This is a genomic window from Pseudogemmobacter sp. TB195 (assembly GCF_058313095.1).
In genome coordinates, this window is record NZ_JBZEGG010000052.1 from 1 (window position 1) to 12,184 (window position 12,184).

Consider the following 12,184-nt stretch of genomic DNA (forward strand, 5'->3'; position numbering starts at 1 on the left):
AGCCATAATCTGGTCCTCCTGAAAACGGGATAAGCATATCCCTGTGGGTGGACCACTTCAGTGGGGGCATCCCAAGGATACGCTGACAGCTGAACAGCGAGCCAGTCACCTTATCCGATCCGCGCATCTCCACCTCCGTCCATGCCGTGGTGGGGATGAAACATGCTCCACAAAGGGTGTCGAGGCCGGAGTTTTTCAGCGGCCTGCCAGGGTTCACCGACGCCGCCTGCATCAGACTATGGCTCTGACATTCGCCACATGACTTGGTGCAACACCGCCGATTCCTGAAAAATCATGTCACTTTCTGTTCACACAAAGATAGACCTCGGTAAACTCCCCAAGTATGCCGTGACGTCGATCGTAGAATCGACAGACCCGCGTATCCATTCCAGACCAATCCCCAATAAGATCCGGAAGATCATACCCATAGTGAAAGGTTACCAGGGCGCCTTTATCAGACACCGGATTTCCATGATACTCAGGATCAAATCCCATAAAATTCACACTGCCATCTTCACAATACATGGCCCGGCGCTCTGTCTGAGTTCGTTGCTTGTATGTTGGCGTTGTAAAGATGCAAATACCACCCGGTACCAGTGTGCGACGCGCCTCGGAGAAAACACGTTCCGGATAGTTGACATGTTCCATCACGTCGAGGCTGACGAATATATCAAAAGAATTATCTGGAAAGGTGAGACATTCGAGGTTCTCATTCCGAAAGCCGCGTGAATTTTCTCCGAGAGGTATATCAGGATAAAATTGCGTCGCAGTATAATCGGCTACATCCCTGCTCATTCGAAGCGATATTCCACGCGGCTCCGGCGACGACTCGTGAATGCGTTTATGGGTCCAGTCAGGACAAACCTCATTCAGGACGAGCGCGAGTGCCCTGTCCCTTGGAACAGACCCGCATCCCGGGCAATTGAGCCAATCCCGAAGCCAGCTCGTTTGGGCCGTGAAAGTAACATCTTTCTGGCAAATCGGGCAAAAACCATCGATAATGGTGTGTGACTCTTGGACGCTCACAAATCAGATCCATTCTTAAACATGCTCAGCTTACCCTGAAACTGCGAACTTCTTTAAGCTATCGCCAGACATATGCGATTTCCCGAAATGACGATCATGAGACATCAAGACGTGCAAGCCGAGCCGCAACGAACGAATCGAAGTTGACATCATCCGTTGGCACCCTGGACATAAAGCGTTCAGCGCTTTCGGATATGACATAATCAGGCTTCACCTGGGCGATGTAATCAAAGTCCACGTTCGCCGTCCAGAGAAAATGCGCCTCCCGGAAGCTCTCCGCGAGTATTCCAGTAAGTAGGCTGGGCCGGTATTCCGAGAAGCTGTCTCCGAAAATGACCACGGCCTTATCATTAACTGGATTAACGTCATTCCGATAGATAACGCTCTTACCTACGTGGAGTTCAATATTGATTAGATCGGCATTTTTTTCCTGATATCGAACCAGCTCATTCGCATAGATACGCACAGAATTTTTAACCGGCCTGTAAAACCTGGCCCGTTCACTGACAGGGGGCGCCATCTTTGATCCCAGATCGAAAGAGACCATACCCTCAGAAAATGGGCGCGATATCAGTTCAGGATCGGAGCGTAAATTCAGTCGGGACATCAGTATTTGGCTTGCCGCATAAGCGCCCTGATAAGTCCAGTGCGTGTCCGTTTTCCAGTACAACTGCGCCTTAGTCTTTTCTTTTACCAGCTCAAAAAAGGCAGTCGGATCGAGGAAAAAGGGCGAAATTGCGCTGATCGTGCGAAGGCGAGCGCCCGGCCTGAGATCCGTCCGGAGATTCAGCCTTGCAAATTCCGGATAGACGCTCAATTTCTCCGGGGCTAGAAGATGTATATATCGCGCCCCTAACTCTGCACATCGCTCGTTACGGCACTTAAGCAAGGTCACCCAAGCATCCCGAACCGAATCCGTGAACTCGTTTTCCTCTGTGCCGAAATAGGACAGCGGGTGGTTGGTTCCTCCTACCAGAAAGAGCCAGCCATCAGTCCCCTCGTGAACTACATCGCTGCCCTCATTCACGCGCATGTTTCCCCCATCAAACCTGGAATCAGTAAGTATCTTCCACAGTATTTCCATAAATCCTGCGCTCAATCGCAGCCCAGACCGGGTTACTCTGATACATTTCGGAAATCTCATCCAGAGTGAACCAGAATTTCAAGTTCTTTGCGTAGTCGATCTGCGTTGCGTTGATTTTGGGAATCTTTGGCAGATCAACCCCGGTCGCAGATTTAAAATCATCGTCCAGATTTTCGAGGCGAACCCAATGGGAAACATTTGAATCAGCGTAATATTTAACGACCTGGTCGGCAGACCGGAGTGCCCCACCAGCCTCAAAAAACCTCCCTTTTACAAAGTCCTTGCGATCCGGCGCCTTGTCGTGGCCATTACGCGCCACCTCAAAATGTACCCGGCTCAGCAACCAAGCAGGCAGGCGGCGTATACAGGCGACGATATCCCGGTCTCCTACCGAAAAATCCGGCTGGATTTTCATTCGGTCAGAGATGTTCTGATGCCAAATAACTGGCTCATTCGGCGCCACTTTATCGAACTGATAATCCGGATCATTGCCGTATTTCTCACCCATGCTACGCTCAACAGAGGACCCCCCACATTTCGGGACATGAAGCCATATGAAAGTTGGGCTTACTATCATCTACTACTCCGTACACCTTTTCAGATCGCAAAATGCTGCAGAACGCTGGAGAGATCTGCTACACTAGCCGTTTCCAGGCCAGTTGAACTACTCCGCCTACGGATACCTGACCCAAGCCGAGCCGCTACGCAACGCGCAGACTAATTGGCTCACGCTAGTCGCTCCGACGCCGATTCCTTGCACAGAACAGTAATCCTCACTTCACCAGGACGGTCATCCCGTCGAGGTTCTCGACACCACCCCAACCCAAAGCGACTGACGATTCCACCTTCAACCCTGCGGCTTCGGCATATTCGCGGAACAGTGCGAGACTCATTCGGTTGCGGGCATGCGGGTTCATCCCGTAATGTACCGCCTGCGGGCCATCGTAATTCGAATGATGGATCAGGGCTTTGCCACCCGGACGCAGCACGCGCGCGATTTCTTTCAGGTAGGATTCGACAATCTCGGGAGCGAAATGCACCATCGCGTCATAGCAGAATACCGACGACTGCGACGCCGTTGCCACGGCAGAGAAGTCATAGCCGTTGCACACCACATAGGCGACATTGTTATGCGCCTTGAGACGGCCGATACAGTCGATAAGATGCTCGGGAAAGACGTCGACAAGTGTCAGGATCCCTGACGCAGGTGCAACCCTTTCGGAGTGCCGCCCTTTGCCACAGGCGAGTTCAAGAACCGTCGAAAGGTCAAGCTGGGTGAAGGCGTTGTAAAACGGGCTGTTTTCGGCCCAGAATACGCCCATCAGCTTCTCTGCCTGCTCGAAATAGGCGCTTTCTTTCCACGGCGAGATCGTGACCTTGACGATTTCTGGATCCATAACTGGCCTCATTCCTTCTATATCTGAGTAAACGTAGGGCCAAAGCGGGCGTTCGGGCAAGACAGTTCTGGATCTCCATCGCAGCCCTGCGTGAGAGAACAGTTTCTCATGGTCACAACATATCGCGTCCTGCTCTGCAAGTCCGGCGGCCAGACGGAAATGGCGAGGCTTCCCCCTCCAGGCGTATCTCCGCCGAGGTGCCGTGGCCGGCTGCGTCAGCCAGAACGCGACACTCTGCCCAGACCGCAGGGGCGTACCTTGTCCTGCAGCAGGTCGCGTTCAGGTTTCGTGCAGCAGCCATTTTATCTGCCAGCGCAACAGCCACAAACCGGCGGCCAGCAGCGCCATGGACACGCCGATCACATAAAGACCCGAGGCATAGCTGACATCATAGGACGGATAGAACCCGGCCCGCATGAACCCCACAACATGGATCAGCGGATTATACCACAAAGTGCCCTGAACTGCAGGCGGAAGATGCTCGTAGGTAAACATCACGCCCGAGATCAGAAAGAGCGGGCGCGAGATCACTGACCAGAAAACGTGCCAGACATTGAAGCGCAGGAACAGATAGGCGTTCAGGGTGCCAAGGCTGAACGCGAAGACCGCCGCCAGTGCGAGGCTTTTCAGGATCGGCATCAGGTCCAGGACCGCCCGGGTGTCGTAGATCTTCAGGATCGCCGTTATGATGATCACAAAAACCAGTATCTCGGTCAGAAGATTTACCAGAAACCGCGCGATGATTGCATCCATGAAGGTGACGGCCGGGTAAAGCAGCAGGGGTCGCGAATACGTGACAGCACCGCCGATCCGGTTGCAAATCGTGGTGAACATCAGAAAGGGCAGCATGCCGGTGGCGTAGAACAGCTCGAATGATCGTCCCATCGGCGGTGTTGGGAACATCAGCGAAAAGGCGAAAGTCAGAATGGCAATGCCGGCGATGGGTTCGGCCAGAACCCAGAAATACCCACCCGGAGAACGGCCATAGGTGGTCGCCATCTCGCGCAACATCAGCGCAACAATGCAGCGCAGATTAAAGAATTTAGCGAAAAAACGGCGAAGCGGTCGGAGAACCGGGCGCGCAGCAGGCAGATTACCAGCTGAGCGACGCGCAGTATTTCCTGGAAGGTTGACCATCAAACTGTCTCTTCTCTGCTGTCCGTCCCCTGCGTGACAGGGCGCGCTGGAACTGATTATACGCGTCGCCTGTAACGAGCGGCAAGGTCGTGGCATCTGCCCAACGCGAAAAACCGCCTTCGCGCCCGCCAGAAGTACTTCGGCGACACGGGCAATGTTGCGATCCGCCTGGTCTGTGCAAAGTTCTGGTTCGGGACTTCGGAAAGGTGTAGTAATCTCAGACCAAGAAGGGACAGTGCAGATATCCGCCTTGAGCTCATTTTCTTCGCCAACCAATGACCCGCAGGAACCGCAAAAGCCCAAGGCCGCACCGGTCCTGACAAGTGCGCCTTCTCCGAAGGCTCACTCCGTTTCAACGTCTCATCACCCTGCCCCGCCGGTGCGGCTGGTATCGCTGGCTGTCAGCGCTGCCGGGTCCGCGCCCGCGATCGTCTTGCCGCCCGGGAAGCGGCCAGAACCACCCAGACCCTCCTGGGCCCCTGCCTCGTCAAGCCGGCTGCGCAAGCGTCATGTTGCGATGATTGGCTCTTTCCTGGCGGTGGTTGTGCTGCCTTTTCTGCTGTGCTGCTGGTACATGGTCTTTCGCGCCCAGGACCAATACGCTTCGACACTGGGTTTCTCGGTGCAGCGTGAAAATATGGAGTCCGCTATTTCACTGATGAGCGGCCTCTCAAGTTTTACGGGTTCAGCCTCACCCGATACCGACATCATCTACCGCTATATCTACAGCCAGAGCCTCGTGAGCGAGATAGACGCGGATCTTGATTTGCGCGCGATCTGGAACAAGGCGGAGGGGGACTTCTACTTCTCTATTGGCGACGACTCGACGATCGAAGATCTGGTCGATTACTGGGGCGACATGGTCAAGGTGAACTATGACAACACCTCGAAGCTGATCGAAGTCAGGGTGCGCGCATTTACTCCCGAGGATGCCCAGGCCATCACGCAGCGGATCTTCGATAAATCGACCGAAATGATCAACCGGCTGAACGAGGCCGCCCTGACGGATGCCGTCCGTTTTACCGAGGGTGAATTGCAGAAATGGCGTGAAAACCTTATCACCGCGCGACAGGCAATGACGGCTTTCCGCAACGAATACCAGATGGTTGATCCAGCGGCCGATGCCGCCGCGCAGATGACGCTCGTGAGCTCGCTGGAACAAAGCGCAGCCCAGACGCGGATCGAACTCGATCTGTTAAAAGAGACCACCCATGCCACAGATCCTCGTGTTGCCCCCCTGCAGCGCCGGATACAGGTGACAGAAGAACAGATCCGCCTTGAGCGCGCCAAGCTGGGCATTGGCACCAGCCAGGGCAGCGGCACTGTCATGGCCGATATTTTCGCCGATTACGAACGGCTTCGGGTAGATCAGGAATTTGCCGAGGCCAGTTATCACTCGGCGCGCGCCGCCTATGAGGTCGCTCTGGCCGAGGCACAGCGCCAGAGTCGCTTTCTTGCAGCTCATATCATGCCGACTTTGGCCGAAAGTTCGCGCGATCCCAACAGGCCGGTCGTGCTTGGCGTCGCCGGCGGAGGGCTTTTGCTCCTTTGGATGATCGCTTCGCTGCTGTTTTACTCCATGCGCGACCGCCGCTAGGCCGGAACGGTGTCCGGATTATGATCCGCCTTCAGAACCTGACCAAGACCTATCGGATTGCGGGCGTCAGCAAGACGGTGATCAGCAATGCGACGATGACCTTTCCGTCGCTGACCTCGATCGGACTGCTGGGCCGGAATGGGGCCGGAAAATCGACGCTTCTGAAGATGATTGCGGGCACCCAGGACCCCACTTCCGGGCGCATCTATGTTACCGGCAGCGTGTCCTGGCCGGTTGGCTTTTCCGGCAGCTTTCACCCCGATCTGACCGGTGCGCAGAACTGCCGCTATGTTGCGCGGGTTTACGGAGTCGACAGTGATGACCTTGCCGCCTTTGCCCGTGAATTTGCCGAGTTGGACAGCCATTTCGACCTGCCCTTCCGCACCTATTCTTCGGGCATGCGGTCACGGCTGGCTTTCGGCGTCTCAATGGGCATTCGTTTTGACACCTATCTGGTCGATGAGGTGACGGCCGTCGGCGATGCCGCGTTTCGCAAAAAGTCGAGCGAGGTGTTTCGCGCCCGGATGGAGGAATCCGGTGCGATTGTGGTGAACCACTCGATGGGTGTGATCCGCGAGCTGTGCAAAGCCGTGGCCGTATTGGACAACGGGCGGATCGAATATTTCGACGATGTCGAAGAGGGCATCCGATATCATGAGAAGATCATGAGCAGCCTCTGAGGCCGGGACCCTCGCCTTTGTAAAATGCGCCTTCCTCGTGATCTCTGAGGCAGCACCTGAACTAAAGGATCAGAAAGTCTGCAGCCGTCAGTGAGGTGCCTGGCAACAAGGTGGCGACAAGAATGGCCGCGCCGGGACCACTGCCATCGGCATCATAAAGGATCCTGCCGCTGGCCTGATCGTAAAGGATGCGATGCGCCGCGGTGGTGGCCTGGCTGCTCTGGGCAAAGGCCAGATCCGGAGCGGTCCCGGTTGAAAGCGCGTCAAAGACCGATACGGCAAGCCAGATCCTATCTGCTCCGGTTTGGAAATCGACAATCATATCAGCGTTATCAGGGCCAGGTGCGGTGTCAAACACGAAGACATCCTGTCCGTTCCCGCCATATAGAAAATCCATCCCCGGCCCTCCGACCAGCGTGTCATTTCCCATCCCGCCGAACAGAGTGTCATTGCCACCCCGACCGTAGATTACATCCGCTCCGGCATCGCCCCAGATCACATTGCCGATGGCGTCTCCCATAAGTGAATCCGCGAAATTCGAGCCGTAGAGGTCCTCGATCGAGACAAAGCTGTCGCCGGCTGCGATGCCGGTACTGGTCGAAGGAACCTGCAGATCCACCCGAAGGCCGGTCGCGGAGTCGTTGTAATAGACCCGGTCGCGTCCCGCTCCGCCATCGAGATGGTCCGCGCCGGCGCCGCCGACCAGCCAGTCGTCACCTGCGCCGCCATAAAGCGTATCATTGCCGCCACGACCGTAGATCACATCCGCGCCGGCATCGCCCCAGATCACATTGCCGATGGCGTCTCCCATGAGTGAATCCGCGAAATTCGAGCCGTAGAGGTCCTCGATCGAAACAAAGCTGTCGCCGGCTGCGATGCCGGTACTGGTCGAAGGAACCTGCAGATCCACCCGAAGGCCGGTCGCGGAATCGTTGTAATAGACCCGGTCGCGTCCCGCTCCGCCATCGAGATGGTCCGCGCCGGCGCCGCCGACCAGCCAGTCGTCACCTGCGCCGCCATAAAGCGTATCATTGCCGCCACGACCGTAGATTACATCCGCTCCGGCATCGCCCCAGATCACATTGCCGATGGCGTCTCCCATAAGTGAATCCGCGAAATTCGAGCCGTAGAGGTCCTCGATCGAGACAAAGCTGTCGCCGGCTGCGATGCCGCTATTGGTCGAAGGCACCTGCAGATCCACCCGAAGGCCGGTCGCGGAATCGTTGTAATAGACCCGGTCGCGTCCCGCTCCGCCATCGAGATGGTCCGCGCCGGCGCCGCCGACCAGCCAGTCGTCACCTGCGCCGCCATAAAGCGTATCATTGCCGCCACGACCGTAGATCACATCCGCGCCGGCATCGCCCCAGATCACATTGCCGATGGCGTCTCCCATGAGTGAATCCGCGAAATTCGAGCCGTAGAGGTCCTCGATCGAGACAAAGCTGTCGCCGGCTGCGATGCCGGTACTGGTCGAAGGAACCTGCAGATCCACCCGAAGCCCGGTCGCGGAATCGTTGTAATAGACCCGGTCGCGTCCCGCTCCGCCATCGAGATGGTCCGCGCCGGCGCCGCCGACCAGCCAGTCGTCACCTGCGCCGCCATAAAGCGTATCATTGCCGCCACGACCGTAGATCACATCCGCGCCGGCATCGCCCCAGATCACATTGCCGATGGCGTCTCCCATGAGTGAATCGGCGAAATTCGAGCCGTAGAGGTCCTCGATCGAGACAAAGCTGTCGCCGGCTGCGATGCCGGTACTGGTCGAAGGCACCTGCAGATCCACCCGAAGCCCGGTCGCGGAATCGTTGTAATAGACCCGGTCGCGTCCCGCTCCGCCATCGAGATGGTCCGCGCCGGCGCCGCCGACCAGCCAGTCATCGCCAGCCCCGCCGAAGAGCACGTCATTGCCGGCGAAACCGTAGATAAGGTCGTCACCAGCCAACCCTATGACCGTATCCGGCCCTGCCGAGCCTTTCAGGGTATCGCGGCCCATCGTGCCCTCGATACCAAAACCGCCGGTATATTCCACGGGCACCGCGTGCCAGATCCCGCCCGCCCTAATCGCCAGCCACACCTGCTCTTGTGACAGGGGAAGGCCATTCGCGCTGTAGATATACAAGACCTCAGTCCCAAAGGTGATGATGGCACCGGTGGTGATGGTCCGGAAACTCACGCCGGAGACGTCACGAAATCCGCTCCAGGCAGTCAGGTCGATGCGGTCGAGACCAGGCTGGAAGTCATGGATGTAATCCACCTCACCATCAGCACTGAGCACGAAGAGATCCTCGCCTGCCCCCCCGAACAGACGGTCACTGCCCGGGCCGTCGACTATAATGTCATTGCCGGGGCCGCCGTAAAGCAGATCATTCCCTCCGCCACCGAGTATAAGGTCATTTCCCGCAGTGCCCGAGAGGGTGTCGGCGCCCGCTCCTCCGGTGACCGGGGCCGCAAGTGGCCCTGTGGTGACAAAAATCCGCGTGATGCCGGTTCCCTCGCCGGCAGCATAGATCCAGAAGCCGTCCCCCCCCGGCTGCAGGAGCAATGAGGTGATGTTATCCGGTGGCCCCCCGAGGCTTTGCACGATCGTGGTCAGGGAAACCAGGCGTCCGCCCGGGAGGATCTCGAACAGCTGCAAGCCGCCATCGCCGCCGCCCGTTACCAGAAAACTGCGACCGTTCAGGGTGACAGTTTCCAGAGTGGTCGCCCCCTGAAAACGGGTATCCAGCGTGTCGATAACGTGATCGGCCACGCTCATCGTGCCATTCTCTGCCACAGCCAACACTGTGATTGAAGAACTGGCGCCGGATGCGACTGCAAGCCATGTTGCACCATGTGCCTCGAAAACGCGGATTGCCGAAGGGGTGTTGATGCCGAGTCCATCCGCAGCGCCGATGCTATGTGTGACCACCGGCGCACCGTCAGCGCCAAGGCGCAGAAGATCGATCCGGCTGCCCGTGCTCGAGGTCACCGCAATGAACTGCACTGCCCCTAGCGCGAATGCCGCCATGCCGGACAGATTTATACCGGCCCTGTCCGGCTCGAGCCGCAGCGCCGTTGTCTGCGTCATCGCACCATTGGCAGGATCGACAGTATAGACCGAGATGCCCCCGCTACCGGCAGTGGCAGCATAAAGCAGGGTCTGTGTGCCAATGCTTACCAAGGCCTGAGCAGAGATGAGACCCGCCGGCCCCCCGTCAGGGCGCGTTGTACTGCGCAGGGTGCCATCGGCGTTCAGCCGGAACGAGACCAGTGTTGATTCTTCTACTCCTGAAAATATCAGATGCTGCGTCGTGCCAATCTGATAGATATCGAGCACCGGCGGGCCTGAGAGAAGCCCGCGCGCGGCAAGCGTGCCCTGGCTGGTCAGTATCATCCCGGAAGAGCTGATCTCGAAGCTGAGAATGCCACCTCCGGCCCTTGTCATCGTGTAGAGCATAAGCCGGCCGCCGATGGTCGTCAGCAGCATATCACCGATGCCAGAGACCATATTCACCGGAGCATCGGTAAAGGTCTGCAATACATTTACCTGAAACATAATCTGATACCCGTTATTCCCCTGCTCCAGAATGGCCTGGCGGGCTTTACCTCCCCTTTCCGCAATCGGGCAGGAATACGGCTTTCGCAGAGGGTTTTACCAAACCTGCAATCTGCCTATGGGCTTACGGTCAGGATTGCGCCGCGCGGCGCTTTAGGTGAAGGATGCCCCCAGCCCGCGGGCGGGGTCACGGCTTTACCGGCAGGGACAGCATGCGCCAGAGAGACGATCATGTGACTATCGTGATGGCCACCCGCAATGGCGAAGCCTGGCTGCCCGAACAGCTGGCCAGCATCGCCGCGCAGAGCCACAGGGCCTGGTCACTTTTCGTCTCGGATGACGGGTCTGGCGATGGCACAAGGGCGATCTTGCAGGATTTCTCGCGCCACCATCCTTTGACACTGGTCGATGGCCCGCGCCGTGGCGCGGCTGCGAATTTTCTCAGCGCGCTTTGCCATCCTGATCTGCCTCCCGGGATCGTCGCGCTGGCCGATCAGGATGATGTCTGGCTGAAGGGTAAGCTCGCGCGTGGGCTGCGCAGGATCGCGGCGGCAGAGCGGGTGATCGGGGCTGCGACCCCTGTGCTCTATGCCGGCGAAAGTATGCTGGCGGATGTCGAACTTAAGACGCTCAGCCAGTCGAAATCGGGACGCGTTAAGCCCGGCTTCGCGCCTTCACTGGCACAAAACCTCTTTGCCGGGCACTCGATCATGCTTTCCGCAGCCGCGCTGACGCTGGTGCGAAAGGCAGGGTGGCCAGACGGGATCAGCTGGCATGACTGGTGGCTCTATCAGCTGATTGCAGGTTGCGGCGGAGGTCTGGTGCTCGATCCGGTGCCGGTGGTGATCTACCGCCAGCATGACGGAAATGCGCTTGGCGGAGCACGCGGCACGGCGGCCGGCAAACGGCGCCTCGCGATGCTGATCAGCGGCGAATGGGGCCGGATGATGCAGGGCCAGGCCGAAGCGCTGAAGGCGCGCGAGGCTCTGTTGACGCCCGAAGCCCGCGCCACGCTGGACCAATTTCTGGACGCCCCCGGATCAGGTCCTGCGCGCGCGCTGGCGTTTCGGCGCCTCGGTATTCGCCGCTCCTCGCCGTCCGGAGATGCTGTGATGGCTCTGGCGGCAATGCTCGGCCGGCTTTAGAAGGCCGCTGAGATAATTTCGGGATCATGCGCTCGGATGCCTGGCACCTTGCAGGTGTTTATGCGGATGGGCTGGGTCTTCCAGGGCTCCACGGTCAGGATCAGGCGGGATGAGACATGGCAGTTATGTCCTCTGATTCCTCTGTCGATGGCTGGTGATCCTGGCTCCGGCATTTGTCGCTGAGCGCCGGGGACAAATTTCCGTCCTCGCGGCGCGCAGGAAACAACAAGTCCCCGCCGATCTCAAGAGTATGGATGCCAACCTCCTGGCAATACTGGACGCTCAGCTCGGTGACCTTGAACAGCGGATCAAAAGCGTCATCGGGAAGGAGGAAACGTCAGCGGCGAAGGCGAGGCTTCTGCTGTCCATCCCCGGAATTGGCCCCGTCTCTGCGGCCATGCTGATCGCGGAAATGCCGGAACTCGGGCGGATGACATCCGGTGAAGCCGCGGCGATGACCGGCCTTGCTCCCATCCCGCATGACAGTGGCGCAATGCGGGGAAAGCGTGGGATGCCCCCACTGAAGTGGTCCACCCACAGGGATATGCTTATCCCGTTTTCAGGAGGACCAGATTATGGCTGG

Annotated in this window: 10 protein-coding genes; 4 read left to right on the top strand and 6 right to left on the bottom strand. The window is 58.0% G+C overall.

Annotation, left to right across the window (positions count from 1 at the left end):
* Positions 1-297: 297 nt before the first annotated feature.
* The 5 genes from AC4FS3_RS27860 to AC4FS3_RS27880 form a co-directional block, all read right to left on the bottom strand.
* Entirely contained in the window at positions 298-795 is a 498-nt protein-coding gene (locus AC4FS3_RS27860; RefSeq protein ID WP_491023233.1) for a class I SAM-dependent methyltransferase, read from the bottom strand.
* Between the two features lie 325 nt (positions 796-1,120).
* The gene (locus tag AC4FS3_RS27865) at positions 1,121-2,059 is read right to left on the bottom strand and encodes an alginate O-acetyltransferase AlgX-related protein (protein WP_491023234.1); all 939 of its coding nucleotides are present in this window, start codon (positions 2,057-2,059) and stop codon (positions 1,121-1,123) included.
* Positions 2,060-2,081: 22 nt separating this feature from the next.
* Complete coding sequence (locus tag AC4FS3_RS27870) at positions 2,082-2,618, bottom strand: hypothetical protein (protein WP_491023235.1); 537 nt, start codon at positions 2,616-2,618, stop codon at positions 2,082-2,084.
* Positions 2,619-2,883: 265 nt separating this feature from the next.
* Complete coding sequence (locus AC4FS3_RS27875) at positions 2,884-3,507, bottom strand: class I SAM-dependent methyltransferase (RefSeq protein ID WP_491023236.1); 624 nt, start codon at positions 3,505-3,507, stop codon at positions 2,884-2,886.
* Between the two features lie 279 nt (positions 3,508-3,786).
* On the bottom strand, positions 3,787-4,920 hold the full coding sequence (locus AC4FS3_RS27880; protein ID WP_491023237.1) for an ABC transporter permease: 1,134 nt from the start codon (positions 4,918-4,920) through the stop codon (positions 3,787-3,789).
* A 241-nt stretch (positions 4,921-5,161) separates the two neighbouring features.
* Here AC4FS3_RS27880 and AC4FS3_RS27885 point away from each other — a divergent pair, with 241 nt between their 5' ends.
* Positions 5,162-6,241 (top strand): KpsE/RkpR family capsule polysaccharide export protein, encoded by a 1,080-nt coding sequence (locus AC4FS3_RS27885; protein WP_491023238.1) that lies wholly within the window; start codon positions 5,162-5,164, stop codon positions 6,239-6,241.
* Between the two features lie 20 nt (positions 6,242-6,261).
* Positions 6,262-6,921 carry an ABC transporter ATP-binding protein gene (locus tag AC4FS3_RS27890; RefSeq protein WP_491023239.1) on the top strand — a complete coding sequence of 220 codons (660 nt, stop codon included), beginning with the start codon at positions 6,262-6,264 and terminating at the stop codon, positions 6,919-6,921.
* Between the two features lie 61 nt (positions 6,922-6,982).
* Here the strand turns inward: AC4FS3_RS27890 and AC4FS3_RS27895 are convergent, their stop codons facing one another.
* On the bottom strand, positions 6,983-10,456 hold the full coding sequence (locus AC4FS3_RS27895) for a M10 family metallopeptidase C-terminal domain-containing protein (protein WP_491023240.1): 3,474 nt from the start codon (positions 10,454-10,456) through the stop codon (positions 6,983-6,985).
* Between the two features lie 212 nt (positions 10,457-10,668).
* Between AC4FS3_RS27895 and AC4FS3_RS27900 the strand changes: the two genes are divergently transcribed.
* Both AC4FS3_RS27900 and AC4FS3_RS27905 read left to right on the top strand, forming a co-directional pair.
* The gene (locus tag AC4FS3_RS27900; protein WP_491023241.1) at positions 10,669-11,601 is read left to right on the top strand and encodes a glycosyltransferase; all 933 of its coding nucleotides are present in this window, start codon (positions 10,669-10,671) and stop codon (positions 11,599-11,601) included.
* Positions 11,602-11,755: 154 nt separating this feature from the next.
* On the top strand, positions 11,756-12,184 hold a 429-nt coding region (locus AC4FS3_RS27905), incomplete at its 3' end, for a transposase (RefSeq protein ID WP_491023242.1).